Origin of the sequence: Thioclava dalianensis, from assembly GCF_000715505.1 — a bacterium.
In the GTDB taxonomy this organism is placed as follows: Bacteria; Pseudomonadota; Alphaproteobacteria; order Rhodobacterales; family Rhodobacteraceae; genus Thioclava; species Thioclava dalianensis.
Genome location: NZ_JHEH01000009.1, coordinates 92,868 through 118,953, shown reverse-complemented (window position 1 = coordinate 118,953; position 26,086 = coordinate 92,868). Strand labels below are relative to the sequence as shown.

Here is a 26,086-nt window from a genome sequence, read left to right as displayed (position 1 = left end):
GGAGGGCGCGCCATGTCTCAAACCGATCCAAAAGCCGCCAGTATCGGCGGTGCCGCGACAATCAGCATCACCGTCATCGACACCGCGACCGGCGCGCCCGCGCTGCAATCGGGCGTGACCAGCACGCTCTCGGTCACCTTGACCAATACTGGCGCGGCCATTGCATTGGCAAACGGGGCACAGCCCGCCACGCTGACGCTCTACCTGCCCGAATATATCCCCGCCTCTGCCCTTGCGGCCATGGCGATCTCGCTCGATCAGTGGCAGTTCGAGGTCTCGACCACTCTGGGCGCCTTGATCCTGAGCTATGCGGGAACGGACCCCGGGGAATGGCTCGGCGATCTGGCCTTCGAGATCACCGGCGTGCTCTGTGATGGCCCGGCGAGCGCGGGCAGCTTTCAGGTCAATTTCAGCCATATGCCCGGCGCGCCCGCACAGCTGAGCCAGCCTCTGCCCCTCACCGAAGCGCCACAACCCGGCAATGCCTCGCTCGCGCAGGCGCTACAGGTCTCGTTGGACAATCAGGGCAGCGTCTTTGTCTCGACAGCGCTTGATCCGCTCTCCAACAGCCTGTTTCTCAATATCCGCAACATCGCGGATCAGCCGCTCTATACCGGCACCGGCACCCCGTCAGAGGCGCAGATCACGGTCAGCTTCACCTATGGCGACACATCGGGCGCCTTGGCCCCTGCAGCCACGAACGCGCCCACCACGCCGCCGCTGGGCTCGGCTTGGAACATCACGGGCGAGGTCTATGTCGACCAAACAGAAGGCTGGCGCGTGCTGCCCTCTGAGCCGCAAGACCGCCAGCCCGTCTGGCGCTTGGCCCCTGAAACCGGCAATACCGATCTGATCGGAACTGGTGCGCATTCCAATGTGACCTTTCGCTTTGGCAATATCATCTCTCTCACCGCCGTCGGTCACACCCAGATGACGCTGAGCTTCACCGGATTTCGCAAGAACGATACCACGCTCTATGATTCTCTGGTTTTGACCTTGGGGATCGTGAAACAGGTCGCGCCGCCGACGCGCGGATTGCTGAGTTTCTTTGGCACGCATCCGCCCGTCATCAGTGTCCCCGACGACAAAAGCCCGGTGACGATCCCGCTGCGCTGGTCCATGGGCGGGGTCAATGCGGTGCAGCTTTTTACCAGCTTTCCCGGGATCGCGCCGGTCACAAGAACATACGCAACCCCGCCCAACACGCCCAAACCTTTGGACTATGATGGCGAGAGCGTGATCATCCCCTCGACCTCGCAAAGCGGGCTTGTGACCACGACCTTGCAGGCGCTCGATGCGCAGGGGGCCTTTCTGAACGCATTGCAATTTAGCTGCTATTTGCAGCTGATGGTGTTCGTCGATCCGCGTGACAATAAGACCTATCCGATCAGCTTGTTGAATTCCAAATACTGGATGACGCGGAACCTCGATTACAACGAGAGCGGCTCTTTTGCCTATAACAACATGCAGTCGAATGCCGACACCTATGGGCGGCTTTATACGTCCAGCGCCAGCTCGGTTCTGACACCGCCTGCCGGGTGGCATGTGCCCACCTTGCAAGACTGGCAGGATCTGGTGAACAGCTTTGCCACCCCGCAGGCCGCCTATCAGGCACTGACGGGCACGGGGACCGGGCAACTCGCAGCGCAGCTTGGCGGGAAATACGTGCCCTCAGCCAGCACCTCGCAATTCGCCGATCTATCGGTGCGCGGTTATTATCAGGCTGTGAATGGCGCGACCCCAAGTTTTGTCACCTTCGACGGGACGACGCAGACTGTGCTCCTTGGTGGCACCCTGCCCGCCGATGCAGCCCTCTCGGTGCGCTATGTGAAGGATACCTGAGCCGCATAAAGGTCGACCCGGACTATCTGACGCGGCAGGGCATTCCCGGCGATCCGCGCGACTTGCTGGCGCATGCCTGCCTGCGCAGACGGTGTCCGGGTGGAGCTATTACCGAATGGAGCTTTGAAAAACTGAGGAAAACCTGACGGTCGATCCGACCGGCGTCATTGTAGATCAGATCGTTAAAGTTGCGAATGTCTTGACGCAGCGCTGCATCCGGCCCGCCGCGTCATCCTCTGAGCCGGTGATGCAAGATGATCGGCACTGCCAGCTCTTCTTCATCAGTCAGATGGCGTTTCAAGAGCGCCTCGATGGTCGCGACCGTATCATACACCTGTCCGGCTTCGTCACGGGCCTGCGCCTCATCGAGCGCAGAGAGCTTGATCAGCCAGTTTGCACTGCGGGTGAAGTCATCCAGCACGCGGTCCAGATCGGCGTGGTCCTGCTCCGGCACAGCAAGCCCCCCTCAAATCGCGGATCTGCCTCCCCACATGTCCATTTGGTGATGTCGCGCGGCGCAGGGCCCGAATGGCTGTCATGCCTGCAGGCACGGGCCAGAGCTTCCGTCACGTCCACGATGGCAACGTAAAACCGCGCGCGCTTTTGCGCACCGTTCTGCCCTTCCAGCCGCTTGCGCAACTCGGGCTTTTGCGTGGCCACGCCAGCGGGCCAATCGTGGGAATTTTCCATGCAGGTGGCGATGACGAGGCCAGTTTGGGTTATGCCGAAGAGCCCTTTGCCAATCTCGCGCGATCATGCGGGGCGCTGTAGTCGATCACCGGGCCTATGGGCACGATCCGGGTCGGGTTCACCGTTTCATGGCTGCCGTAATAATGCTTCTTGATATAGGGAATATCGACCGTCTCCGCGATGCCGGGGGTCTGATAGAGGTCACGCACATAGCCTGAGAGGTTCGGGTAATCGGCCATCCGGCGCAGGTTGCATTTGAAATGTCCGACATAGACCGGATCGAACCGTACAAGCGTGGTCCAGAGCCGCCAATCCGCCTCTGTCTGGTGATCGCCCAGCAGATAGCGCTGCGTACCCAGTCGCTCCTCCAGCCAATCGAGGGTCTCGAAGAGCGGCACGACCGCCTCTTCATAGGCGGCTTGCGTTGTCGCGAACCCGGCTTTGTAGACGCCGTTATTGACGGTGTCATAGATGCGGGCGTTCAGGGCGTCGATCTCGACCCGATCCGCCGCCGGATAATAGTCCCCCGCAATTGCGCCCACGCCGTCAAAGGCTGCATTGAACATGCGGATGATATCGGCCGATTCATTCGAAACGATGGTGTTTTGATGTTTGTCCCAAAGCACAGGCACCGTTACGCGCCCCGAAAAATCGGACTTGGCAGCCGTATAGACCTGATGCAGAAAATCGGCGTTCAGGATCGCATCGGGCGTGGAGCCATCCCCCGGCGCAAAGGTCCAGCCATCCGACCCCATGAACCAATGGACGATCGAGAGCGGGATCATCTCCTGCAAGCCTTTGAGCGTGCGGAAGACCATGGTCCGATGCGCCCATGGGCAGGCGAGCGAGACATAGAGGTGATACCGATCCGGCTCGGCCTTGAACCCACCGGTGCCCGACGGCCCCGCGGCCCCATCCGCGGTGACCCAATTGCGAAAGGCAGAGGGTTTGCGCACAAAGCGCCCGTCGGTGGATTTGGTATCATACCATTTATCGACCCATTGGCCGTTCTGAAGCAGTCCCATGTCAGGTCTCCATTCCGCGCATCCGGGGACTTGTTCCCAATTGCGCTGTCGGGTCGTTAAGCGTCGAGGTCTCTCCGCCGAACCTCTCGCGTCTTCGCCCGGTCTTCAAGCCCCAGGACCCTCAGCCCCCTCCGTCGCGGGCCGCGCGTTCGACCACAAGCGGATCATATTCGGGCGCGCTCACACGGCGGCGGTCCTTTTCGACCTCGGTCAGCGGCTGTGCCGGGGCGAGCTTGGTTTTGGCATCGACCGCAAGCTGGCGGTAGACATCCGTGCCGCGCGATTTCCAGTCGATTTCCTGATCGGTCAATGCGCGCAAAACCTTTGCCGGAGACCCGACCGCCATGACATTCGCCGGGATCTCCATCCCTGCGCGCACGAAGGAGGCAGCGCCAAGAATGCTGTTCTCGCCGATCCGCGCCTCATCCATCACCACGGCGTTCATGCCGACCAGAGCGTTGCGCCCGATATGGCAGCCATGCAGCACCGCGCCATGGCCGATATGACCGCGTTCCTCGACCACGACATCCTTGCCCGGGAACGCATGGACGACGCATGTTTCCTGCACATTCGAGCCCGGCTCCAGCGTGATCCGCCCGAAATCACCGCGCAAAACCGCGCCGGGGCCGACATAACAGCCGGCCCCCACGATCACGTCCCCGATCAGCGTGGCGTCAGGATGCACAAAGGCCGAGGGCGCCACGACCGGAACCACCCCGTCCCAAGACCAGATCGCCATGCTCAACCCTCCTGTGGGAGCGGCCAGCTTTTGGCCACCATCGTCAGCACGTCATATTCCGCGACCACCTCGCCGCGCTGGTTGGTCACGCGGCAATCCCAGCGCACCTCGCCATAGACCGTGCCCTCGCGCGGGTTGATCTGCTTGCAGGTCAGTTGCACCTGCAGGCTGTCGCCGAAATAGACCGGGGTCAGGAAGCGCAGGTTATCCACGCCGTAATTGGCCAGCACCGGGCCGGGATCGGGCTGCACGAAGAGCCCTGCGGCAAAGGATGCGATCAGATAGCCATGCGCCACGCGATCCTCAAAGAACGGGTTCGCCTTGGCCGCCGCGCTGTCCATATGAGCATAGAACGTATCGCCGGTGAAATGGGCGAAATGCTCCACATCGTCTTCGGTGATCACACGGCTTTCGGTGACAAGCTGATCTCCGATGCGGAGTTCTGCCAGCGATTTGCGGAACGGGTGCGTGCCTTGATGCGCCGGGGCGCCCGCAACCCATTGGCCGGTGACCGAGGACAAAAGCCGCGGCGTGCCCTGCACCGCCGTGCGCATCATGAAATGCTTCACGCCGCGCATACCGCCCATTTCCTCGCCGCCGCCCGCGCGGCCCGGTCCGCCATGCACCAGCGGCGCCAGCGGCGCCCCGTGGCCGGTCGAGCTTTTGGCGCTGTCGCGGTTGCCCAGCATCACCCGCCCGTGGAAGGGCGCGACGCCCAGAACCAGTTGAGCCGCGACATCCGTATCGTTGGTGAAGACCGACGAGACCAGCGACCCCTTGCCCTTCATCGCAAGAGCAATCGCCTGATCGAGCCCGTCATAGCCCATCACCGTCGCGACCGGGCCAAACGCCTCGACCTCATGCGGGGCGTGGGCGTTCATCGGATCGGTGCAGCGCAGCAGAACCGGGTTCAGGAAAGCGCCCTTTTCGGCATCGCCGGAAATCACCTCGACCTTGTCCGGATCGCCAAAGACGATTTCGGCCTCGCGGGCGATCTCGGCGATCTTCTCGCGCACGCCGTCACGGTCTCCCAATGAGGCCAGCGCGCCCAACCGCGTGTCCGCTGCATCCGGCAGGCCCGCCGGGGTTTTCGCCAGCCGCGCCGAGAGCGCCGCAATCACGTCGGCCTCCACCGCCTTGGGCACGATGATGCGGCGGATCGCGGTGCATTTCTGCCCCGCCTTGGCGGTCATCTCGCGATGCACTTCCTTGATAAACAGATCGAATTCCGGCGTGTCCGGCCCCGCATCAGGGCCAAGGATCGCGGCGTTCAGACTGTCGGCCTCCATCGTGAAGCGCACGGAATTGGCGATGATCGCGGGGTGCGATTTCAGCTTGCGGCCTGTCGTGGCGGAGCCCGTGAAGGTGACCACGTCCTGCCCGGTGACGTGATCGAGCATATCGCCCACGCCGCCGCAGACAATCTGCAACGCACCATCGGGCAAGATCCCCATCTCGAGGATGCGCCGCACCACCAGCTCGGTCACATAGGCGGTCGAGGAAGCCGGTTTGACGAGACAGGGCATCCCGGCGATCAGCGCGGGCGCGATCTTTTCCAGCATCCCCCAGACCGGGAAGTTGAAGGCGTTGATATGGATCGCCACGCCGCGCATCGGCACGAGAATGTGCTGCGCGACGAAACTGCCATCGCGCGAGAGCGTCTCGACCGCGCCTTCGGGGATCACCTTGGCATTGGGCAGCTCGCGCCGCGCCTGCGAGGCAAAGGTCAAAAGCGTGCCGATCCCGCCATCGATATCGGGCCAAGCGTCTTTCGGCGTGGCCCCGGTGGCAAGGCTCTCGGCGTGGAATTCGTCCTTCATCTCCATCAGCTTGAGGCCGATCGCTTTCAGCATCAGGGCGCGTTCATGCACCGTGTGCGCGCGCAGACCCGCGCCGCCGACCTCACGGCCCCATGCCAAAGCCGCTGCGAAATCGAGCCCGTCCGAGCCGATATAGGCATGCACCTCTCCGGTCGCGGCATTGGCGAGCGGCTTGCCCTCGCCTGCCCCGGCGCGCCAAGCGCCTTGCACATAGCTCTCGAGGCGGCGCGCGGTGCGTCCAGTATCCAGCATCTGCTCGTCCTTTCCGTTCAGTACAAACCGAGCGCGCAGAGCGTCTGCTCCGCCTCGGCGCGCCACGCATTGCGCAGCGTTTCGTTATCCGTGAGCCGCAGCCCCATCGTCTTGAGCCGGTCAAAGCGGTCTGATTGCGCGGGGCCAAAGGTCTCGGCCACGCGCGGCATCCAATAGGCGACCGATGCCTTGGCCGCGTCGCTTGCGCCGATCCACTCCAGCCCCTCGATCCCCAGCTCCATGTGGCGCTTCTCGCGCGGGAGCACATCGCGCAGCACATCGGCGAGCGGCTGGTAGGAACAATGGGCCAGCTCGCCCACCGCATGCTGCGTCGCAAGCCCCATCAGGACATTCATCACCACCGCATCGGTCCAGCCGGTCAGCGGGTAATGAAAGACCGAAAGCCGCATATCGCCGCCGTGGCGCTTGACCTCCAGCGTGCTGTCGCGGGGCTCGCGCGCGGCCCAGTCATGGGCGCGCTCATAGAGCGCCTTATCGGTGCCAAACCCCTCCATCAGATCCAGCACGCGCTCGGCATGATCGGCCTTTTCCAGCGTGATGCGGCTGGCCGCGATCCGGGACTTGATGCCCGGCGCCCAGTTGATCGCCGCAGCAAAACCTGCAGATCCCGCAAGCTCGCTATCGACGAAGGAAGACATCAGCCGCAACAACTCACCCCGGTAGCGCGGAGGCACGTTCTCGGGCGAGGTCAGCTTGCCGCCCTGAGCGAGGTAATCACTCAGGGTCATGGTATCGAAATCATTCGTCATAGCTGAGCACCACCTTGTCAGAGAGCGGGATGCATTGGCACGAAAGAACATAGCCCGCGCGCACCTCGTAATCCTCAAGCGCGTGGTTGATCTCCATCTCGACCTCGCCCTCCAGAACCTTGGCGCGGCAGGTCGAACAGACCCCAGCCTTGCACGAATAGGGCGCATCCATGTGGTTCTCGATGGCCGCATCCAGCAAAACGGTGCCGTCTTTCGGCATCTTGAAGCTGCGCGTCGCACCATCGAGCGTGACCGACACCTCGCAGGTATTGCCTGCCGCCGCCGCCTGTTTGGAGACCACCCGTTTCTTGGCGCGACCCGGTTGCGAGGAGGCGAACAGCTCGAACTTGATCTGCGCATCGGTCAGCCCGGCTTGGCGCAGGCTCTCGGCGATGGTCAGCATCATCGGCTCTGGCCCGCAGATAAAGGCCGTGTCGACGGCCTCGGCATCGATCCAGAGACGGAACAGCATCTCCATTTTTTCGGCATCGATGCGCCCGGTGAAGAGGTCAATCTCCTGCCCCTCGCGCTCAAGGATATGGACCACCGAGAACCGCCCGAGATAGGTGTTCTTCAGATCCTCCAGCTCTTCGCGGAACATGATCGAGCCGACCTGACGATTGGCATAGACCAGCGTGAACGTGGCATTTGGCTCGCGTGCCAGCGTCGTCTTGATGATCGAGAGCAACGGCGTGATGCCCGAGCCGCCCGCAAAGCCGAGATAGGTTTTGGCGCTGGACGGGTCGATCTGGGTGAAGAAGCGGCCCTGCGGCACCATCGCCTCCAGCGTGTCGCCGGGCTTGAGCTCTTCATTGGCCCAGGTCGAGAAGGCACCGCCCTCGACGCGCTTGATGCCGACCTTCAGGCAGTTCTCATCTTTGCCCGCGCAGATCGAATAGGAGCGGCGCAGCTCCTCGCCATCGAAGTCACGCCGGAAGGTCAGATACTGGCCTTGGGTGAAGTCGAAATTCGCCGCATCCTCGTCCTGCGGCTTGAGCGTGAGCACGACAGCATCGCGGGTCTCACGGCGAATGTCGGTCACTTCGAGGGAATGAAAACGGGGCATGTCGGACCTCCTCCTGTCTGGACAGGGACGTAATCGGGGGCGGTGCCCGGCGGGGCACCGATGAATTCAGTGGCACTTGAAGTAATCGAAGGGCTCAAGGCAGGCGCGGCAGCGGTAGCTGGCTTTGCAGGGCGTCGAGCCGAACTGGCTGACCCGCTCGGTATCGCTCGACCCGCAGCGCGGACAGGCGATCACGAGGTTCGAGCGCCCCGACAGCCGGGCCGCGCGGCTCGCGGTCATGCCATCCGAGGCGGTGCCATCCACGGGCGGCGCGATGCCATAGGCTCGCAACTTGTCGCGCGCCGCCTCGGTCACCCAATCGGTGGTCCAGGGCGGCGAGAGGCGACGTTCCAGCCGCAGATCCGCGATGCCCTTGCCGCGCAAATGGGTCTCGATCATCAGGTCGATGACGCCCGTGGCGGGACAGCCGGAATAGGTGGGCGTCACCGCCACTACCAACGTGTCCCCGTCCCAGCGCACCTCGCGCACGATGCCAAGATCCGTGACAGAGACCACGGGGATCTCAGGGTCAGGCACTTCGCCCAGCCACGCCCAGACCTCATCGACCGATGGCAGAACCGTTGCCATGACGATTACCAGCTCGCGCCGGGATAGGCGCGCTGCAAGAACTGCATCTCGGCCAGGATATAGCCCAGATGCTCGGTATGGCGCCCCTGCTTGCCGCCCTTTTGCGCGGCGAAATCGCGGTCGGGCTGGCTCAAAGTCGCCTCGCTCAGAACCTGCGCGACCGTGCGCTGCCAAAGCGGCAGCAGCTCGGACAGCTCAGGCGCGATCCCGGCCTTGGCCACCGCCTCATCCACACCGTCGGCTGCAAACATCTCGCCCGTATAGGGCCAGACCTTGTCGAGCGCCGCCTGCATCCGGGCATGGCTTTCCTCGGTGCCATCGCCCAGCCGCACCACGAGATCGGAGGACCGCTCGAGATGGTAGGAGACTTCCTTGAGCGCCTTGGCTGCGATCTCGGCCACGCGCGGACTCGACGACCGGCACAGCGCCGTCAGCAATTCAAAATGGAACGCGTCGAACAGGAACTGGCGCATCAGCGTCACCGCCAGATCGCCGTTGGGCAGCTCCAGCAGCTTGAGATTGCGGAACTTCATCGCGTCGCGCAGATAGGCCAGATCATCGGCACTGCGCCCCGCATCCTCAACCTCGGCCGCCAATCCCAGCCACATCTGTGTCTGGCCGATCAGATCAAGCGCGGTATTGGCCTGCGCGATATCCTCTTCAAGCGCCGGGCCATGGCCGCACCATTCCGAGATGCGGTGACCAAGGATCAGCGAATTGTCCCCCATCCGGCAGAGCCAATCGAAGAAAGCGGGTTTCAGCGCCACGTCGGCGAGATGCGGATCGTGGGCTTGCTCGGCTGCGGCGCGCTGAGCCAGCGCGGCGGCATCGGGCATTGCGGCATCGGGAAGCGACGGCATCACATATGCCCCACTTCATCGGGAATGTCGAAGAAGGTCGGGTGGCGATAGACCTTGCTCTCTGCGGGGTCAAACATCGGCCCCTTCTCGGACGGGCTCGACGCGGTGATCGCCGCAGACGGCACGGCCCAGATCGAGACCCCTTCCTTGCGGCGGGTATAGACGTCGCGCGCATTGCGGATCGCCATCTCGGCATCCGGCGCGTGCAAAGAGCCCACATGGCGGTGGTTCAGCCCGTGCTGGCCCCGGATGAAAATCTCCCAGAGCGGCCATTCTTTCTTGGTCATGTCACATCCTCCTCAATGCGCGCTTATTCGGCGGCCATATTCGATGCCGCGCGGCGTGCGGCGGCCTTGTCGGCATAGGCGGTCAGCCCCTCGCGGAACCACGCGCCGTTGTCCCAAGCCTCGCGCCGGGCGCCGAGGCGCTCTTCGTTGCACGGGCCATTGCCCTTGATCACCTCGAAGAACTCGGCCCAATCGGGCTCGGCGAAATCGTAGCCGCCCTTTTCCTCGTTCCAGCGCAGCGTCTCATCGGGCACGGTCAGGCCCAGAAATTCGGCCTGCGGCACCGTCTCATCGACGAATTTCTGGCGCAGCTCGTCATTGGTGTTCATCTTGATCTTCCACGCCATCGACTGCGCGGAATGCACCGAATCCTTGTCCGACGGGCCGAACATCATCAGCGCCGGGAACCAAAAGCGGTTGAGCGCATCCTGCGCCATTTCCTTTTGCTCGGGCGTGCCTTGCGCCATCTTCATCATGACCGCGTAGCCCTGCCGCTGGTGAAAGCTCTCTTCCTTGCAGATGCGGATCATCGCGCGGGAATAGGGCCCGTAAGAGGTCCGCTGGAGCGGCACCTGATTCATGATCGCGGCCCCATCGACCAGCCAGCCAACCGCGCCCATATCGGCCCAGGTCAGCGTGGGGTAGTTGAAGATCGACGAGTATTTCATATCGCCCGACAGCAGCTTTTCGGTCAGCTGATCGCGGCTGATGCCCAGCGTCTCGGCGGCGGAATAGAGATAAAGCCCATGGCCCGCCTCGTCCTGAACCTTGGCCAGCAGGATCGCCTTGCGCTCCAGCGTGGGGGCGCGGGTGATCCAGTTGGCCTCGGGCAGCTGCCCCACGATCTCAGAATGGGCGTGCTGGCCGATCTGGCGGATCAGCGTCTTGCGATAGCCCTCGGGCATCCATTCCTTGGGCTCGATCTTTTCATTCCGGTCGACCCGCTCCTGAAAGGCGCGCTCCTCGGGGCTCATCTCCTCCAGAGACTTCATGCCTTCCGATTTAACCATCTGTGCGTACATGTTCGTTCCTCCTGAAGACAGATTAGACCCGCTCGAGGATCATCGCGATCCCCTGCCCCACGCCCACACACATGGTGCAAAGCGCATAGCGTCCGCCGCTGCGATGAAGCTGCCGGGTGGCGGTCAGAACCAGACGCGCGCCCGACATGCCAAGCGGATGGCCCATGGCGATCGCGCCGCCATTGGCGTTCACATGCGGCGCGTCGTCGGGCACGCCCAGCTCGCGCATAACGGCGAGTCCCTGAGCCGCGAAGGCCTCGTTCAGCTCGATGACATCCATCTGATCGAGCGTCAGACCGGCGCGTGCGAGAACCTTTCTTGTGGCAGAGATCGGACCGATGCCCATCACCCTTGGCGCAACACCCGCTGCCGCCATCGCGACGATCCGCGCCTGCGGGGTCAGGCCGTTCTTTTGCGCGGCAGCCTCAGAGGCGATGATTGCCGCCGCCGCCCCGTCATTCACGCCCGAGGCATTGCCCGCGGTCACCGTCAGATCAGCACCGTTCACGCCGCGCAACCGCGCAAGATCGGCAACGCTGGTGCCCGGACGCGGATGCTCATCCGTGTCGATCACCTTCGGCTCGCCCTTACGCTGCGGGATCGTCACGGGGATGATCTCCTCGGCAAAGTGGCCCGCCTTCTGTGCCGCCTCCCAACGCGCTTGCGAGCGGGCCGCGAAAGCGTCCTGATCGGCGCGGCTGATCCCGTAATCCTCGGCCACGTTATCGGCGGTCTCGGGCATCGAATGGGTGCCGAAAGCCTTGTCGAGCTTGGGGTTTTTGAAGCGCCAGCCGATGGTCGTGTCATACATCTCGGCATTGCGGGAAAAGGCCGAAACGGCCTTGGCAACGACGAACGGCGCGCGGCTCATGCTCTCGACACCGCCCGCCAGTAGCAAATCGCCATCGCCTGCCCGGATCGTGCGCGCGGCAAGGCCAATCGCGTCCATCCCCGAGCCGCAAAGCCGATTAACCGTGGTGCCGGGCACTTCGACCGGCAGGCCTGCCAGCAGCCCGGCCATCCGCGCGACATTGCGGTTGTCCTCCCCCGCTTGGTTCGCGCAGCCAAGGATGATGTCATCGACGCCCGCCCAATCGACCGACGCATTGCGCGACAGCAGCGCCGCAAGCGGCAAAGCTGCAAGATCATCCGCGCGCACGGATGACAGCGCGCCGCCGTAGCGACCGATCGGGGTGCGCACCGCGTCACAGATGAATGCCTCGCCCATGCAGAACTCCTCCCTTGCGACTCAGGGTCCGCCATCAAAGACCGACCGTTCGGTCACCGATATAGCACGCAATGCAGCACGTGTTAATAGGAATATTTCTAAAACGTGTAATGTTTCGTTAGAAGCCGATACTCATCCCACGCCGCGATCTCTCGCTTGAGCTGGAAAACTCGCCGCTCCGTCTCGACGTTGTGCGCCAACAAAGCCCCGTCATCATTAAGAAAACTCTGGCCGACGCAGGTATCTGCCAGATCCGAGAGACCCACATAGATCGTCACGAAAAGGCGCCGCGCCTGCTCCGCGGGCCATTCGGGCGGATAGCATTCCAGCGGCAGGCGCGGATCGCCAAGCGCCGCATGACGGTAATCATGAACCAGCCGCAGCCGAAACGCCAAGGCCTCTTCGGGGGAAAGGACCACATCGCCATCAAGACGCTCCTGCAAGCCGCGATGGCGCTCCAGAAACATCTCATAGATCTGCGAAACCTTGTCCAAGCCCCATTTTTCCCACGCCAGTGAGCGCAGATCCCCGCACCCGTCAAGCTGCCTGGCCCGCATCATCACGCCGTCAATCGGCGCAACATCCTCTCTGTTCGGGGCGATAGCGACATTCGGCGAGAGGCGCACCCAAGGGGCGGGCAGATCCGCCTCCTGTGGGGTTTCCGTCAGGCAAAACAGCCAATCCTCGGTGATCGGGGGCGGCAAGAATAACAGGCGCGAGGCCTCGCGAAACTCGTCTCGGGCGGCGTCCGACAGGCGGTAATAGCTTTTGCGCCCGATCCGCATCCCCTCAAGCCGCCCCGCCCCGACAAGCCGCGACACGGCGGTGCGCACAAGGCTTTCGCTTAGGCCGTGCATGGCACAGCATTCGATCAAAGACCCCATCCAGAGCGTGCCGCCGCGCGGCTCTACCACATCGCCGTAAAGCGTCACGAGGAATGCGGGCGCGCGCGGCGCATCCGCCGGTGCCGCTTGGTCAGAAAACTGCCCCAATGCCTTGTTCATCGCGCGCTCCTGAGGGGACCTAAATCTTTGCTGGATATCGCCAGCATAAGCGATCTTCGCAAACATGTCACGCAAAACACATATTTTTGGATAGTTGCGTGCTGCATTGGCAAGGATGCCGAAGATCCCCGCCGCTTGCGCCCTCATGGCTCAGATGCGATGCGCCCGCTCAGTCGCGATGCCCGGAGGCAAACATCGGCCCGCCTTTCCAGCGGGGAAAGCCGTAGCCATGAATTTCGACCAGGTCGATATCGGAGGCGCGATCGGCAATGCCCTCGGCCAGGATCGCGCGCCCCTCATCCGCAAGGGCTCCCACCAGATGCTCTGCGATCTCAGCCTCAGCCATGGGCGCGCCCTTCGAGAGATGCGGGGCAAGCAGCTCGGCCACCTGCTCCGAGGGTCGCGGCGAACGATCGCCTTGGCTGTAATCATACCAGCCACCGCCCGTTTTCTGCCCCTTGCGCCCGGCCCCGACCAGAATATCGCCCAGAGTCTCGGGCACATCCTGTCCAGCCGCGCGCGCGCCCTCGCGTTGCAGATAGGCGATGTCGAGCCCGCCCAAATCCTGCGCCTCAAAAGGCCCCATCCGAAAGCCATATCCGCGCATCGCGGCATCGACATCGGCAATTGGCACACCTGCGCGCAGGAGGGATTCTGCCTCCGAGCGGTAGCGCTTGAGAATGCGGTTGCCGATGAAGCCCTCGCAAATGCCAGCACGAACCGGGACTTTGCTCAGCTGTTTGGCCAGCGCAAAGGCGGTGGCGAGCACCTCGGTCGAGGTCTCGGGCAAGGGCACGATTTCAAGCAGCTTCATGATCTGCGCAGGGCTGAAGAAATGCAGACCGATACAGCGCTCAGCCCCCGGCAGGCCTTCGAAAATCTCGCGCGGATCGATATAGGAGGTGTTCGTGGCCAAGATCGCATCCGGGCGACACTGCGCAACCAGTCGCTCGAACACCTCGCGCTTGACGGAGAGCTTCTCGAAGACCGCCTCGATCACCAGATCACAGTCTGACAGCGCCGCGTAATCGGTGACCCCGGTCACCCCGGCCATCAGCGCATCGCGTGCAGCCTCAGTGAGCTTGCCGCGCTTGATCGCGCCCTCAAAGGTCCGGCGCAGCGTGTCGATCCCGCGCTCGAGCGCGTCCGCGTCGCGCTCGATCAGCACGACCGGCAGCCCGGCATTGCGCAGGGCAGCCGCAATCCCCGCCCCCATCGTGCCGCCGCCGACGACGCCGACCTGTGCCAGCTTGCGCGGCGTCACATCGCGCAGCGCCTCGGGACGGGGGGCGGCGCGCTCGGCAAAAAAGACCGCGCGCAGGGCCGCCGCCTCATCCGAGGCGCGCAGCGCGAGAAAGCTCTCGCGCTCTGCGGCCATGGCCTGTGCGAAAGGCAGCTCGGTTGCGCGGCGGATCGCGGTCAGCGCCTCAAGCGGCGCGCGGTGGCCCGGCTTTGCAGCACGGGTTCGCTGGGCCTCCCAGAACGCCTCACCCATCGTCGAGACCGGACGCGCGGAGATCGGGGCGGGCAGAGCCTTGCTCAGAGCCTCGGTGGCAAAGGCCATCGCGCCCGCTTCCAGATCGCCCTCGATCACGGCATCGATCAGCCCGAGCGCATGCGCTTTGGGCGCAGCCATCGGCTTGCCCGTCGTCACGAGATCCACGGCCACCTCGACCCCTGCGAGACGCGGCGTGCGCACGGTGCCCGACGCGCCCGGGATGATGCCCAGCGTGACCTCTGGCAGCCCGATCTTCGCCTGCGGCGGGGCCACGCGAAACCGGCAGCCCATCGCGATCTCGAACCCGCCGCCCAAAGCGGTCCCGTGGATTGCTGCGATCCAGGGCACGCGCGCGGCTTCGAGATGATCCACCAGATCGGGCAGATGCGGCGGCTCCGGCGTCTGGCCGAACTCGCGCACATCCGCCCCCGCGATGAAGGTGCGACCCTGACAGATCAGGATCGCGGCGCGCAGGTTGGGGTCGGCATCGATCTCTTCGACCGCCTGCCAGAGCGCCTTGCGCACCGCCGCCGAGATCGCATTGACCGGCGGGTTGTCGAGCGTGACGATGGCGATATCGCCCTGCGAGCGGATCGAAACGGGAGTGTTCATATTGGCCTCTTCAAATTCCCAGATAGGCTTCACGGATGCGCGGATCCGCAATCAACTCGGCGGCGGGGCCGGTCATCGAGATCCGACCGGTTTCCATGACATAGCCCCGATCTGCGATCTTGAGCGCGCCATAGGCGTTCTGTTCAACCAGCAAGATCGTGACATCGCGCGCGCGCAGGCTTTCCACCACCTCGAAAATCTGCGCCACGATCAGAGGTGCAAGCCCCATTGAGGGCTCATCGAGCAGCAAGCAATGCGGTCGCCCCATCAAGGCGCGCGCGATTGCCAGCATCTGCTGCTGCCCGCCCGACAATCCGCCCGCCACCAGATTGCGCTTTTCGCGCAGGATCGGGAACATTGCGAATGCGTCTTGCATATCGCGCTCGACCCGCTCGTCGGTATAGAGAAACGCGCCCAGCCGCAGGTTTTCCTCAACCGAGAGATTGGTGAAAATCTGCCGCCCCTCGGGCGATTGCGCCAATCCGCGCCGCAGGCGGCGATAGGCGGGCACCGTCGTCAGCTCGTCGCCGCGAAACTGGATGCGTCCCGCGCTGATCGGCTGGGTGCCCGACAGGCAGTGCAGCAGCGTGGTCTTGCCGGCCCCATTCGCGCCCACGACGGTCACGATCTCGCCCGAGCGGACCTCAAGATCCACCCCGTGCAGCACCTCAATCGGCCCATAGGCCGAGCGCAGGCCCTCAACTGTCAGCATCAACGCTCTCCTCATCTCCTGCGCCCAAGTAAGCCGCGATCACATCGGGATTTTTCGACACGCTCTCGGGGCTGCCCTCGGCGATCTTTTCACCATGATCGAGCACGACGACATGGTTCGAGATCCGCATGACCATTTTCATGTCATGCTCGACCAGCAAGATCGCGATGCCCGATTGCGCAAGCTCCACGATCAGGTGGTCGATCTCTTCGGTCTCGACCGCATTGCAGCCAGCGGCGGGCTCATCGAGCAGCAAGACACGTGGCTGCATCGCCAGTGCGCGCACGATCTCAAGCCGCTTGAGCGCACCATAAGACAGATTGCCCGCCAACTCTTCCGCGGCCTTGTCCAGACGCACGCGGCGCAACAGTTCTCGGGCCTGCATGCGCGCTATCTCAGAGCGCTTACGCGCGGCGGGCAGTGCCAAGAGATCGCTCAGCAGCGCGCCGCTTTCGCTTTGGTGAAAACCGACGATCACATTCTCCAAAACCGTCATGTCCTGAAAGATCTGCAGGTTCTGGAAGGTGCGGGTCAGCCCCATCCGCGCGAGGCGATGCGGTGCGGCCCCGGTGACATCGCGCCCATCCAAGCGCACATGGCCGCTATCGGGCAGATAGACACCCGATATCATGTTGAACAGGGTCGTCTTTCCCGCGCCATTGGGGCCGATGATCGACACGATCTCGCCCGGCTCGGCGGAGAACCCGACATTGTCGACCGCGCGCAAGCCGCCAAAGCCGATGCCAAGGCCCGATACATCCAGCAAGCTCATTCGCCCCTCCCCTTCATCTTGGCCGCGATCGAGGGCAAGAGCCCACGGGGCAGGAAAATCATCACGAGGATCATCACCAGCCCAAGCACGAGCTGTTCATATTCGGCAAAGACCGTCAGCACCTGCGGCAGAAGTGTCAGAATGGCGCCGCCCGTCACCGCGCCCACAACCGAGCCGACCCCGCCAAGCACGGCCATCGTCACCAGCTCGATCGAATGCATGAAGCCTGCGATATCGGGGGTGACGAATTTGTTTTGCAGCGCCAGAAGCGAGCCCGAAACCGAGGCATAGACAGCCGAGATCACAAAGGCCTGCAGCTTGAGGCGGGCCACATCGATGCCCACAGTGCGCGCCGCCACTTCCGAGCCATGCAGTGCGCGCATCGCACGCCCGGTCGCACTTTGAAACAGGTTGAGCGCGATCCAGACACCGAGCAGCATCGCAAGCGCGCTCATCACATACCAGAACTCACCGCTGCTCAGTCTCCAGCCCCAGCCGCGCAGGATCTTGCGCAGCGCGAGCCCCTGCACCGCCATCCCGTCGGGGCCGCCGGTCAAGGCGCGCTCATTGGTCAGCACCATGCTGACCAAGATGCCAAAGCCCAGTGTCGCCACCGCCAGATAATAGCCGCGCAGCCGTAGGATCGGCTTGCCGATCAGCACCGCCAGCAGGGCCGAGATCGCGGCCCCCAGAAGGATCGACAGCGATGGCGGCAGGCCCAGATGCTCAGGCGCCAGCGCGCAGGCATAGCCTCCGATCCCGGCAAACCCGGCATGGCCAAGGCTGATCTGCCCGGCATAGCCGATCAGGATCACCAGTCCCGTCACCGCCAGACCATTCACGAAGATCAGCGCGCCGACCCGGTAGTAATAGCCCGAGGGAAAGAACAGCGGGAGCACCGCGACCAGCACAGCAAGGGCGGCCAATTGTACCCATTTCGAAGACAGTTTCATCGCTCAGACCCTCTCCGTCGTGCTTTTGCCAAAGAGGCCCTGAGGCATCACGAACAGCACCGCGAGGATCACGATGAAGGCCACCGCGTCTTTATATTGCGAGCTGAGATAGCCTGCGGTCAGCGCCTCGAGCAGGCCCAGCGCGATGCCGCCCACCAGCGCACCCTTGGGATTGCCCATGCCGCCCAGCATGGCGGCGGCAAAACCCTTGAGCGCAAGGCCGACCCCCACATCATAGCCCACCAGAGTGATCGGCGTGACCAGTACGCCCGCCAGCGCTCCGATGGCCGCCGACAATGCGAAAGACAGCGTCATGATCCAGCCGGTATTGATGCCCACAAGCTGTGCGGCGAGGCGATTATTCGCGGTGGCCAGCACCGCTTTGCCCGTCAGCGTCTTGGTGAAGAACAGCCACAACCCGATAAAGACCAGCACCGCCCCGCCAATCACCCAAAGGCTTTGCGGCACGAGTGTCGCGCCAAGGATGTGGATCGGTTGATCGCCGGAAAAGGACGGGAACCGGTGAAGCTGCTTGTCAAAGATCAGCTGCGCCGCGCCGCGGATGAAGATCGACGCCCCGATGGTGATGATGATCAGCGACACCACGGGTGCGCCGCGCGCGGGCTCCAGCGCGAGCTTGTTAAGCGCGACCCCGACCAGCGACGTGATCGCAATCGCAAGCACCGCCGCAAGCGGCAGGGGCAGCCCCGCCTGATAGGTGAAAACCGTGATCATCCCGCCCAGCATGACGAATTCGCCTTGGGCGAAATTCACCACGTCAGAGGCGTTGTAGATGATCGTGAACCCCAGCGCGACGAGCGCGTAGACCGCGCCGACCGTCACGCCGGACAGCAGAAATTGCAACAAGGCGTCCATGAACGTCTCCGATGAAATCTGGCCTGCGCCGGGGCGATCACAAAACCGCCCCGGATGTCAGACCTTTGGGCCGGGAGTTAGTCGATCAGCGTCCAGCCGCCGTCGTGGATCTCGAGCATCTTGAAGGCCGACAGATCCAGACCGAGGTGATCCTCGGGCGAGAAGCTGTAGATGCCGGTGGTGCCGACATAGCCTTGGGTGGCCTCAAGCGCGTCACGAATGGCCGCCGGGTCGTTGCCGCCCGTCTTCATCGCATGGCTCATCAGATCGACCGCATCATGGGCATAGCCGCCAAAGGTCGAAACCGTCTCACCGTATTTCGCTTCATAGGCAGCCTTGTAGGCCGTCACGACCGGCTTTTGCGGATCGCTCTCGGGCAGGATCGAGGCGACCAGCAGCGCCGTGCCCGGCAGGCGCACGCCTTCTGCCGCCGCTGCTCCCGCAAGCTCGATGAACCCATCCGAGGCCACCCCGTGGCTCTCGTAAAGCGGCAGATCGATGCCAAGCTGCGCCTTGTTGCGCGTCACAATCGCCGGACCCTGACCGAAGCCGGGATTGAGGATGGCCTGCACCCCTTGCGTATTGCGGATCTTGGTGAGTTGCGGGGTCATGTCGGCATCTTGCGGCCCGTAGGTCTCATCCGAGAGGATCTCGATGGCATATTTGGGCGCGACATCCTTGCATTGCGCCTGCATCGAGGCGCCAAACCCATCCGTCCCCGAGATCATACCGATCTTGGTGATCCCTTTCTTCTGCATATCGCTGAAGATCTTTTCGCAGGCCATGCGATCCGTGTGGGGTGTCTTGAACACCCATTTATGCACTGGATCGATGATCTGAATGGCACCTGCGAGCGAGATAAACGGAACCTCGGCATCTTCGGCCACCGACAGGATCGACATCGTCGTACCGGTGGTCGAGCCACCGATGATCGCCACGACCTCGTCATCCTCGACCAGACGCGTGGCAAAGGTGCGCGCCTTGTTCGGGTCGCCGCCATCGTCATAAAGCACGAGATCAATCTTCTCGCCGTTGATCCCGCCCTCTTCGTTGATCTGATCGACCATCATCTCGATGGTCTTGGCCTCTGGATCCCCCAGAAAGGCGGCGGGGCCCGAGGCCGAAACGCTGGCGCCGAGCTTGATATCTGCCATTGCCGCAGTGCCTCCCAGCACCGTCAATGCGCTTACAGCCGTTGTCATAAACAGTTTCATAGATAGTCCTCCCATACTCTCCAAAACCAAGATTGGCCGTCGGCATCTCCCTCACGCCGCTTTCGGCCACCGGATCATCACGCGCCGGAACCGGGGCGCGACGAAAGCAGTGTCCGTCAGGCTGGCATTTCCCGCCGGATTGGCTCCGGTGACATGGAAATCGGAAAAAGCCGCCGACTGATTGACGTAGATATTGCCGGTCAGATTGACCGACAGATTGACCCCGGCCACTGCAAAGGCCTGCGCGGCGGGAGCAATCAGCTCCGGGCCCTGCGTGTAAAGCGCAGCCGTGATCGCCCCTTTGCGCGCAGCGATCCCCGAGGCGCGGGCAATCGCGTCCTGCGCATCCTCGCAGGGGATGACAAAACTCACCGGGCCGAAGCACTCATCGTCTTGCGGCCCCGGCCCATCGCCCTCGATCACCACCACAAGCGGCGTGGCCGAACGCCCCGCCCCCGTCTCACCGCTCTGGCGCACCACCTGCCCCGCGTGCCGCGCCGCCGCGACATGCTCGAGCGTCGCGGGGTTCACGATGGTACCGCAGATCGCCGCCGCCGCTTGAGGATCGGCCAACAGACAATCGATGGCCGCGACGATCCCCGCGACCACCGCGTCAAAGCTTTTGTGCCCCTCATCGGTCGCAATCCCCGCCCGCGGAATGTAGATATTCTGCGGCGAGGTGCACATCTGTCCCGAATAAAGCGACAGCGAGAACGCCAGATTAGCGCACATCCCCTCGAAATCATCCGTGCCAGTGATCGTGACCGGGTTCACGCCGGTTTCTTCCGTGAAAACAATCGCCTGCGTGGCATGTTCGCGCAGCCAATCCGCGAAACCCGAAGACCCCGTATAATCGATGATCGCCACAGCCGGATCGCGCGCGAGCGGCTTGGTGATCTCGTCCCCCGGCGCATCAACCGCCAGCAGCACCGCATCTTGTGGCAGCCCCGCCTCCGCGAAGACCTCGCGCAAGACCTTGACCGTCAGCGCCAGCGGCAAGATCGCCTGCGGATGCGGCTTCACCATCACCGTGTTGCCTGTCGCGAGACTGGCAAACAGCCCCGGATAGCTATTCCATGTCGGAAAGGTATTGCAGCCAATCGCCAGAGCCACGCCGCGCGGCACCAGATGCCACTGCTTTTCGATCACCAGCGGATCGGATTTGCCCTGAGGCTTCTCCCAAAGCGCCATCTGCGCGGTCGCCGTCATCTCGATCCAAGCGGCAGCGATGGCCTCCAGCCCACGATCTTGCGCATGCGGCCCTCCGGCCTGAAACGCCATCGGGAAAGCCTGCCCTGTGGCGTGCATGGTGGCCTCCCCGATCAGGAAAGACATCCGGTTCAAGCGGATCAGAGCTTCGATCAATGCGCCCACACGCGCCTGCATCGGAGCTTGGCCCCAAGTCGCACCTGCCGCCTGCGATGCCGCGATCAGTGCCTCTGGCGGGGCCACCGGGTAGCGGATCGCCAAGTCCTGCCCCCACGGGGAGCGCTCGGACCCAAGGCGCGCAGCCTCGGGGTGACCGGGCAGAGCGAAGGCCGCGCCAAGCAGCGCCTCATAGGCCGCATGACCGTCCCGGCGCGCATCGGCCCCGTAGAGTTTTGTGCTAGGCGTTTCCGGAAAAGGCGTCCAGAATTCGCGCGTCCGCCACGCCTGGACGGCACGTTCCAACAAGTCGCGATGGCGCTCGAAAAAATTCGTCATGTCTCCTCCCATAACTTGATTCGTATCATTGACCGACCGGACGGTTTATGCAACTAATTGTTTGAGGGGCTCGAGAAAGAGCCGGGGAGACAGACATGACATCATCACAAACTTTGCTTTCCTTTCAGGAATCTGGCGTCCTGAAATTGACGCTCAACCGCCCAGAAAAATTGAACTCTTTTAACGAAGAGATGCATCTCGCGCTGCGCGCAGAACTGGAACGCGCCCACGAGGAGGACGCGATTCGCGCCGTCCTTTTGACCGGTGCCGGACGGGGGTTTTGCGCAGGCCAGGATCTGGGCGATCGCGATCCGCGCAAGGGTGGCCCCAAGCCTGATCTCGGGACCACCATTGAGACATTCTACAACCCGCTCCTGCGTCTGATCCGTGACCTTGAGAAACCTGTCATCTGCGCCGTCAACGGCGTGGCAGCGGGGGCCGGTGCGAATATCGCCTTTGCCTGCGACATCGTTCTGGCCGCGCAATCGGCGAAGTTCATTCAGGCTTTCTCAAAGATCGGGCTGATCCCGGATGCCGGGGGAAGCTGGTCTCTGGCGCGCATTCTGGGCGAGCCGCGCGCCAAGGCCCTCACCCTTCTGGCCGAGCCCCTGCCCGCACAGATGGCCGCCGATTGGGGGCTGATCTGGCGCGCCGTGGCGGATGAGGCGCTCGAGTCTGAGGCTCTGGCCATTGCGCAAAAACTCGCAGCCGGTCCGACCACGGGATTGGGCCTGACCAAACGCCTCATTCAAGAGGCCGCGACCAACGATCTTGAAACCCATTTGGATCGCGAGCGCGATTGCCAGCGCGCAGCGGGCTTCACCGATGATTATGCCGAAGGCGTCACCGCCTTTTTGGAAAAACGGTCTGCAAATTTCACGGGGCGCTGAGCATGGACAAAGATCGCAAACCGCTGGTGGATATGACCCCGCAAGAGCTTGCCGAGGCCTGCGCCACCGCGATGTGGAACGACGATTCCGCCTCGCAGCGCCTTGATATGGAGCTGCGCGAGATCGCACCGGGTGCTGCCACTTTGGCGATGACAATCACCACGGCGATGACCAACGGCCATGGCTCGGCCCATGGCGGCTATATCTTCACGCTGGCCGATAGCGCCTTTGCCTTCGCCTGCAACACCTACAATCAGGTCACCGTCGCGCAGCATTGCTCGATCACCTATGTCGCGCCGGGCGCAAAGGGCGATCAGCTGATCGCCACCGCGCGGGAGGTATCGCGGCGCGGACGCTCGGGCATCTATGACGTGCGCATAACACGCGCGGACGGCACCCTGATCGCAGAATTCCGCGGCCATTCCCGCAGCTTGGGCACGCCGCATCTGTCGGATGACACACCGACACAAGACGCATGATTTCGGGAGGAAACCAGATGATCAACCTAAAGCCTACTAAAGACAGCCTCGATCCGATCGAGACCGCCTCGCGCGACGAAATCTCGGCGCTGCAATTTCACCGGATGCGACGGTCGCTGACCCATGCCTATGAGAACTCGCCCTTCTACCGCAAACGCTTCGACGCGCACGGCGCGCATCCCGAAGATCTCAAATCGCTCTCCGATCTTGCGAAATTCCCCTTCACCTACAAACAGGACCTGCGCGACAACTACCCGTTCGACATGTTCGCCGTCCCGCGCAAGGACTTGGTGCGCATCCATGCCTCATCCGGCACGACCGGCAAACCGACGGTCGTGGGCTATACCAAGAACGATATCGATGTCTGGGCCGACATGGTTGCCCGCTCGATCCGGGCCTCGGGCGGGCGTCCCGGCGATATCTGCCACATCTCCTATGGCTACGGGCTGTTCACCGGCGGACTTGGGGCCCATTACGGCGCCGAGCGTCTGGGCTGCACAGTCGTGCCGATTTCCGGCGGGATGACCGAACGCCAAGTCACCCTGATGCAGGATTTCAAGCCCGACATCATCATGGTGACCCCATCCTATATGCTCTCGATTCTGGACGAGTTCCGCCGTCAGGGGATCGATCCGCGCGAAAGCTCGCTCAAGGTCGGCATCTTCGGCGCCGAGCCTTGGACCAACAAGATGCGCGAAGAGATCGAGCAGGCATTCGACATGCATGCCGTTGATATCTATGGCCTCTCCGAGGTGATGGGTCCGGGCGTTGCGAATGAATGCGTGGAGACAAAGGACGGTCTTCATGTCTGGGAGGATCACTTCTACCCCGAGATCATCGACCCCGTGACAGGCGAGGTCCTGCCCGATGGCGAGACGGGAGAGCTGGTTTTCACCACGCTCACCAAAGAGGGCCTTCCGATGGTGCGCTACCGGACCCGCGATCTGACGCGGCTCTTGCCGGGCACCGCCCGCTCGATGCGGCGGATCGAAAAGATCACCGGGCGCTGCGATGACATGATCATCCTGCGCGGCGTCAACGTGTTCCCGACCCAGATCGAAGAGCAGATCCTGAAAGTGAAAGGGCTCGCCCCGCATTTCCAGATCGAACTGGCGCGCGCAGGCCGGATGGATGCGATGATCGTGCATGTCGAGGCGACACCCGAGCGTGCCTCCGCCGAGGCTCGCGCTGCGGCCGCCAAGGATCTTGCCCATCACATCAAATCCGTAGTCGGCGTATCCTCCAAGATCGAAGTGCACGACCCCGATCAGATCGCGCGCTCGGAGGGCAAAGCCAAGCGTGTCGTGGACAATCGGCCCAAAGAATAGCCCGACCGACTGGTCAATTCGTTACGCACTAGTCTATAGGGGGCAAATGTGCCCCCTTCCGCATTTGGGTCCATCAGGAGACAGCCCCATGGCCAGAACACGCGCCAATGATTTTGAAGAGAAGCGTCATAATCTGTTGCTCGATGCGGCGCGCGTCTTTGCCTCTCAGGGGATGGAGAAAGCCTCGATGTCGCAGATTGCGCGCGAGGCGGGCGTGTCGAAATCGCTGCTCTATCACTACTACCCATCGAAAGACGCGCTAATTTTCGCGATCATCGAGGCGCATCTGGAAGACCTCAATGCTGCCCTGGCAGAGGCGACGGATACGAGCCTGCCTCCGCGCGCGCAGCTCAAGGCTTTGGTGATGGTGGTGCTGACCGCCTATCGCGGCGCAGATGATCAGCACAAGGTTCAGCTCAATGCGGGACCGGCGCTGTCGGATGCGCAAAAGGCAGAGCTGACCAAGCTCGAGCGCAAGATCGTTGAGTATTTCTCAAACGTCATCCGCACGATGCATCCCGAGCTGGACCGTCCCGAGCGCCCGCTGGTGATGCCCGTCACGATGTCGCTCTTTGGGATGATGAACTGGGTCTATATGTGGTTCAAGGAAGGCGGCCCGATCTCGCGCGAGGATTACGCCGAGGTGGCCACGACCTTGATCCTCGAAGGCATCAAGGGCGTGCGCTAAAGCCCGCGCGCCCCTGAACAGGGCACCCTGCCTCCAATGAGCCGCTGCTATTGAGTCTGGCTCATCGCCTTCGGCGTGCATCCAAATCTCTGACGGAATGAACGATTGAAATAGGACAAATCGCCAAATCCGCATTTATAGGCGACATCGCCGATTTTCTGGCGCGATCCTTTCGTGCGATCCCGGATCAAGATCTCATAGACATTGTCCAGCCGCGCATCGCGAATGCTGCCCGTAATCGTCTCGCCAATGCTCTCAAAATGGCGCTGCAAGGTGCGCGAGGACACCCCCAAAGCCTGGGCCAGCATCTCGGTGTTGAACTTCGGATCGCTGGCATTTTTCTGGATCAGCGTTTTGGCGCGCTCCAACAGATCCATCGCTGCATATTGCGTTGAGCCCGCTTGCGCTTTGGGGATGTAGAGATAAGAGCCGATCAGATCGATGAAGGCTTTGCTCAGCATCGGATTGGGCTCCAGACCTTCGTTCAGAAGCTTTTGTAAAACGGCAGTGATTGCGCAGACGATCGGGTCTTGGGCGCGAAACTCGACGCCGCCAAAGCAGCTTTCGCCGAACAACACTCGCCCGTCTTGGCGCGGGATATGGACCGACAATTGCTGCGAATGGCATCCGTTATAGATGAAATTCGACGGCAAGGTGGAATCGACGAGATACATCCCGCCCGGTCGCAACTGCGTAACCCCCTCGCCCTGAGCGACTTGGCAATCACCCTGCAGCTGGAACAGAAGAAAGAGATGTTCCCCGGGGGTGTCGCGGAGATGCCTGCGATCCCGCTGGACATTTTTCGCATTCAGCCCGACGAGTGCGGCCTCAAATCCCGCGACAGAGGTTTGCTTCACATCGCCGGTCAGTTGCGCCGTCTTACGATCGAAGGGCACAACGTCAAACCCGCCACATATGTCGCGCAGATGTTCTGCAAACTCTTCCACGTGAACGACGTTTGGCTGGACCAAAGGACGACGGCTCACGTCATAGAACTCGAGCATCACATTCCCCCTATCTGCTTTGGTCAAAACGTATTGAAGACCAACGCGCAGGCGCGCCCTCCAAAACCCGACCGAGCGTTCGACGAACGCTACGACACAATGTCGCAGTTTGCAATCAAGCAAACAGGGGCAGAGCAGTCAGATATGGCAGCCGCCCGCGATC

At 62.7% G+C, this 26,086-nt stretch carries 26 protein-coding genes; 6 read left to right on the top strand and 20 right to left on the bottom strand.

Annotation, left to right across the window (positions count from 1 at the left end):
• Positions 1-12 precede the first annotated feature (12 nt).
• The gene (locus tag DL1_RS09735) at positions 13-1,842 is read left to right on the top strand and encodes an FISUMP domain-containing protein (RefSeq protein ID WP_038065417.1); all 1,830 of its coding nucleotides are present in this window, start codon (positions 13-15) and stop codon (positions 1,840-1,842) included.
• Positions 1,843-2,071: 229 nt separating this feature from the next.
• On the opposite strand, the gene DL1_RS09730 is transcribed toward DL1_RS09735, so the two are convergent.
• A complete protein-coding gene (locus DL1_RS09730; protein WP_051693457.1) occupies positions 2,072-2,296 on the bottom strand; it encodes a hypothetical protein in 225 nt (74 codons plus the stop codon).
• 74 nt (positions 2,297-2,370) lie between these two features.
• Between DL1_RS09730 and DL1_RS21580 the strand changes: the two genes are divergently transcribed.
• On the top strand, positions 2,371-2,613 hold the full coding sequence (locus DL1_RS21580; protein ID WP_143081661.1) for a hypothetical protein: 243 nt from the start codon (positions 2,371-2,373) through the stop codon (positions 2,611-2,613).
• On the opposite strand, the gene DL1_RS09725 is transcribed toward DL1_RS21580, so the two are convergent.
• From DL1_RS09725 to paaN, 18 genes are all read right to left on the bottom strand, one after another.
• Positions 2,562-3,557: a glutathione S-transferase family protein gene (locus tag DL1_RS09725; protein WP_038065415.1), complete on the bottom strand. Its 996-nt coding sequence runs from the start codon at positions 3,555-3,557 to the stop codon at positions 2,562-2,564. The genes DL1_RS21580 and DL1_RS09725 overlap by 52 nt on opposite strands.
• A 121-nt stretch (positions 3,558-3,678) precedes the next feature.
• On the bottom strand, positions 3,679-4,296 hold the full coding sequence (locus DL1_RS09720; RefSeq protein WP_038065412.1) for a DapH/DapD/GlmU-related protein: 618 nt from the start codon (positions 4,294-4,296) through the stop codon (positions 3,679-3,681).
• A gap of 2 nt (positions 4,297-4,298) precedes the next feature.
• A complete protein-coding gene (gene paaZ / locus DL1_RS09715) occupies positions 4,299-6,368 on the bottom strand; it encodes a phenylacetic acid degradation bifunctional protein PaaZ (protein WP_038065408.1) in 2,070 nt (689 codons plus the stop codon).
• 17 nt (positions 6,369-6,385) lie between these two features.
• Positions 6,386-7,138: a Phenylacetic acid catabolic protein gene (locus tag DL1_RS09710; protein WP_038065406.1), complete on the bottom strand. Its 753-nt coding sequence runs from the start codon at positions 7,136-7,138 to the stop codon at positions 6,386-6,388.
• Positions 7,128-8,204 carry a 1,2-phenylacetyl-CoA epoxidase subunit PaaE gene (gene paaE, locus DL1_RS09705; protein ID WP_038065404.1) on the bottom strand — a complete coding sequence of 359 codons (1,077 nt, stop codon included), beginning with the start codon at positions 8,202-8,204 and terminating at the stop codon, positions 7,128-7,130. The genes DL1_RS09710 and paaE overlap by 11 nt, the downstream gene beginning before the upstream one ends.
• Positions 8,205-8,270: 66 nt before the next feature.
• Positions 8,271-8,792 carry a 1,2-phenylacetyl-CoA epoxidase subunit PaaD gene (gene paaD / locus DL1_RS09700; protein ID WP_038065402.1) on the bottom strand — a complete coding sequence of 174 codons (522 nt, stop codon included), beginning with the start codon at positions 8,790-8,792 and terminating at the stop codon, positions 8,271-8,273.
• Positions 8,793-8,797: 5 nt separating this feature from the next.
• Positions 8,798-9,652 carry a 1,2-phenylacetyl-CoA epoxidase subunit PaaC gene (gene paaC / locus DL1_RS09695; RefSeq protein ID WP_038065401.1) on the bottom strand — a complete coding sequence of 285 codons (855 nt, stop codon included), beginning with the start codon at positions 9,650-9,652 and terminating at the stop codon, positions 8,798-8,800.
• Entirely contained in the window at positions 9,652-9,939 is a 288-nt protein-coding gene (gene paaB / locus DL1_RS09690; RefSeq protein ID WP_038065400.1) for a 1,2-phenylacetyl-CoA epoxidase subunit PaaB, read from the bottom strand. The genes paaC and paaB overlap by 1 nt, the downstream gene beginning before the upstream one ends.
• A 23-nt stretch (positions 9,940-9,962) precedes the next feature.
• Entirely contained in the window at positions 9,963-10,961 is a 999-nt protein-coding gene (paaA, locus tag DL1_RS09685; RefSeq protein WP_038065398.1) for a 1,2-phenylacetyl-CoA epoxidase subunit PaaA, read from the bottom strand.
• 22 nt (positions 10,962-10,983) lie between these two features.
• Positions 10,984-12,189 carry a 3-oxoadipyl-CoA thiolase gene (pcaF, locus tag DL1_RS09680; protein WP_038065397.1) on the bottom strand — a complete coding sequence of 402 codons (1,206 nt, stop codon included), beginning with the start codon at positions 12,187-12,189 and terminating at the stop codon, positions 10,984-10,986.
• Positions 12,190-12,287: 98 nt separating this feature from the next.
• Positions 12,288-13,193 carry a PaaX family transcriptional regulator C-terminal domain-containing protein gene (locus DL1_RS09675; RefSeq protein ID WP_051693456.1) on the bottom strand — a complete coding sequence of 302 codons (906 nt, stop codon included), beginning with the start codon at positions 13,191-13,193 and terminating at the stop codon, positions 12,288-12,290.
• 169 nt (positions 13,194-13,362) lie between these two features.
• Positions 13,363-15,303, bottom strand: coding sequence for a 3-hydroxyacyl-CoA dehydrogenase NAD-binding domain-containing protein (locus tag DL1_RS09670; protein ID WP_038065395.1), 1,941 nt, complete (start codon positions 15,301-15,303; stop codon positions 13,363-13,365).
• Positions 15,304-15,313: 10 nt separating this feature from the next.
• Positions 15,314-16,015, bottom strand: a complete 702-nt coding sequence (locus DL1_RS09665; protein ID WP_038065392.1) for an ABC transporter ATP-binding protein — start codon at positions 16,013-16,015, stop codon at positions 15,314-15,316.
• Positions 16,002-16,787: an ABC transporter ATP-binding protein gene (locus DL1_RS09660; RefSeq protein ID WP_038065390.1), complete on the bottom strand. Its 786-nt coding sequence runs from the start codon at positions 16,785-16,787 to the stop codon at positions 16,002-16,004. Before DL1_RS09660 ends, DL1_RS09665 begins: the two co-directional genes overlap by 14 nt.
• A complete protein-coding gene (locus DL1_RS09655) occupies positions 16,784-17,740 on the bottom strand; it encodes a branched-chain amino acid ABC transporter permease (protein ID WP_038065388.1) in 957 nt (318 codons plus the stop codon). The genes DL1_RS09660 and DL1_RS09655 overlap by 4 nt, the downstream gene beginning before the upstream one ends.
• Positions 17,741-17,743: 3 nt before the next feature.
• Positions 17,744-18,616, bottom strand: a complete 873-nt coding sequence (locus DL1_RS09650) for a branched-chain amino acid ABC transporter permease (RefSeq protein WP_038065386.1) — start codon at positions 18,614-18,616, stop codon at positions 17,744-17,746.
• Positions 18,617-18,693: 77 nt separating this feature from the next.
• Entirely contained in the window at positions 18,694-19,830 is a 1,137-nt protein-coding gene (locus tag DL1_RS09645) for an ABC transporter substrate-binding protein (protein ID WP_038065384.1), read from the bottom strand.
• 51 nt (positions 19,831-19,881) lie between these two features.
• On the bottom strand, positions 19,882-21,534 hold the full coding sequence (gene paaN / locus DL1_RS09640) for a phenylacetic acid degradation protein PaaN (RefSeq protein WP_038065382.1): 1,653 nt from the start codon (positions 21,532-21,534) through the stop codon (positions 19,882-19,884).
• A gap of 95 nt (positions 21,535-21,629) precedes the next feature.
• On the opposite strand from paaN, the gene paaG reads away from it, so the two are divergent.
• The 4 genes from paaG to DL1_RS09620 all read left to right on the top strand — a co-directional run bounded on the left by paaG (position 21,630) and on the right by DL1_RS09620 (position 24,919).
• The gene (gene paaG / locus DL1_RS09635) at positions 21,630-22,424 is read left to right on the top strand and encodes a 2-(1,2-epoxy-1,2-dihydrophenyl)acetyl-CoA isomerase PaaG (protein ID WP_038065379.1); all 795 of its coding nucleotides are present in this window, start codon (positions 21,630-21,632) and stop codon (positions 22,422-22,424) included.
• A gap of 32 nt (positions 22,425-22,456) precedes the next feature.
• Complete coding sequence (paaI, locus tag DL1_RS09630) at positions 22,457-22,903, top strand: hydroxyphenylacetyl-CoA thioesterase PaaI (protein ID WP_038065507.1); 447 nt, start codon at positions 22,457-22,459, stop codon at positions 22,901-22,903.
• Between the two features lie 17 nt (positions 22,904-22,920).
• The gene (gene paaK, locus DL1_RS09625; protein ID WP_038065375.1) at positions 22,921-24,231 is read left to right on the top strand and encodes a phenylacetate--CoA ligase PaaK; all 1,311 of its coding nucleotides are present in this window, start codon (positions 22,921-22,923) and stop codon (positions 24,229-24,231) included.
• 88 nt (positions 24,232-24,319) lie between these two features.
• Positions 24,320-24,919 carry a TetR/AcrR family transcriptional regulator gene (locus DL1_RS09620; RefSeq protein ID WP_038065372.1) on the top strand — a complete coding sequence of 200 codons (600 nt, stop codon included), beginning with the start codon at positions 24,320-24,322 and terminating at the stop codon, positions 24,917-24,919.
• Positions 24,920-24,966: 47 nt separating this feature from the next.
• Here the strand turns inward: DL1_RS09620 and DL1_RS09615 are convergent, their stop codons facing one another.
• A complete protein-coding gene (locus tag DL1_RS09615; protein ID WP_038065369.1) occupies positions 24,967-25,923 on the bottom strand; it encodes a helix-turn-helix domain-containing protein in 957 nt (318 codons plus the stop codon).
• Between the last annotated feature and the right edge of the window lie 163 nt (positions 25,924-26,086).

Coding starts and splice junctions, on each gene's coding strand:
- DL1_RS09735 (WP_038065417.1), top strand. CDS start 13: ATGTCTCAAACCGATCCAAAAGCCGCCAGTATCGGCGGTGCCGCGACA.
- DL1_RS21580 (WP_143081661.1), top strand. CDS start 2,371: ATGGCTGTCATGCCTGCAGGCACGGGCCAGAGCTTCCGTCACGTCCAC.
- DL1_RS09725 (WP_038065415.1), bottom strand. CDS start 3,557: ATGGGACTGCTTCAGAACGGCCAATGGGTCGATAAATGGTATGATACC.
- DL1_RS09720 (WP_038065412.1), bottom strand. CDS start 4,296: ATGGCGATCTGGTCTTGGGACGGGGTGGTTCCGGTCGTGGCGCCCTCG.
- paaZ (WP_038065408.1), bottom strand. CDS start 6,368: ATGCTGGATACTGGACGCACCGCGCGCCGCCTCGAGAGCTATGTGCAA.
- DL1_RS09710 (WP_038065406.1), bottom strand. CDS start 7,138: ATGACGAATGATTTCGATACCATGACCCTGAGTGATTACCTCGCTCAG.
- paaE (WP_038065404.1), bottom strand. CDS start 8,204: ATGCCCCGTTTTCATTCCCTCGAAGTGACCGACATTCGCCGTGAGACC.
- paaD (WP_038065402.1), bottom strand. CDS start 8,792: ATGGCAACGGTTCTGCCATCGGTCGATGAGGTCTGGGCGTGGCTGGGC.
- paaC (WP_038065401.1), bottom strand. CDS start 9,652: ATGCCGTCGCTTCCCGATGCCGCAATGCCCGATGCCGCCGCGCTGGCT.
- paaB (WP_038065400.1), bottom strand. CDS start 9,939: ATGACCAAGAAAGAATGGCCGCTCTGGGAGATTTTCATCCGGGGCCAG.
- paaA (WP_038065398.1), bottom strand. CDS start 10,961: ATGTACGCACAGATGGTTAAATCGGAAGGCATGAAGTCTCTGGAGGAG.
- pcaF (WP_038065397.1), bottom strand. CDS start 12,189: ATGGGCGAGGCATTCATCTGTGACGCGGTGCGCACCCCGATCGGTCGC.
- DL1_RS09675 (WP_051693456.1), bottom strand. CDS start 13,193: ATGAACAAGGCATTGGGGCAGTTTTCTGACCAAGCGGCACCGGCGGAT.
- DL1_RS09670 (WP_038065395.1), bottom strand. CDS start 15,303: ATGAACACTCCCGTTTCGATCCGCTCGCAGGGCGATATCGCCATCGTC.
- DL1_RS09665 (WP_038065392.1), bottom strand. CDS start 16,015: ATGCTGACAGTTGAGGGCCTGCGCTCGGCCTATGGGCCGATTGAGGTG.
- DL1_RS09660 (WP_038065390.1), bottom strand. CDS start 16,787: ATGAGCTTGCTGGATGTATCGGGCCTTGGCATCGGCTTTGGCGGCTTG.
- DL1_RS09655 (WP_038065388.1), bottom strand. CDS start 17,740: ATGAAACTGTCTTCGAAATGGGTACAATTGGCCGCCCTTGCTGTGCTG.
- DL1_RS09650 (WP_038065386.1), bottom strand. CDS start 18,616: ATGGACGCCTTGTTGCAATTTCTGCTGTCCGGCGTGACGGTCGGCGCG.
- DL1_RS09645 (WP_038065384.1), bottom strand. CDS start 19,830: ATGAAACTGTTTATGACAACGGCTGTAAGCGCATTGACGGTGCTGGGA.
- paaN (WP_038065382.1), bottom strand. CDS start 21,534: ATGACGAATTTTTTCGAGCGCCATCGCGACTTGTTGGAACGTGCCGTC.
- paaG (WP_038065379.1), top strand. CDS start 21,630: ATGACATCATCACAAACTTTGCTTTCCTTTCAGGAATCTGGCGTCCTG.
- paaI (WP_038065507.1), top strand. CDS start 22,457: ATGACCCCGCAAGAGCTTGCCGAGGCCTGCGCCACCGCGATGTGGAAC.
- paaK (WP_038065375.1), top strand. CDS start 22,921: ATGATCAACCTAAAGCCTACTAAAGACAGCCTCGATCCGATCGAGACC.
- DL1_RS09620 (WP_038065372.1), top strand. CDS start 24,320: ATGGCCAGAACACGCGCCAATGATTTTGAAGAGAAGCGTCATAATCTG.
- DL1_RS09615 (WP_038065369.1), bottom strand. CDS start 25,923: ATGCTCGAGTTCTATGACGTGAGCCGTCGTCCTTTGGTCCAGCCAAAC.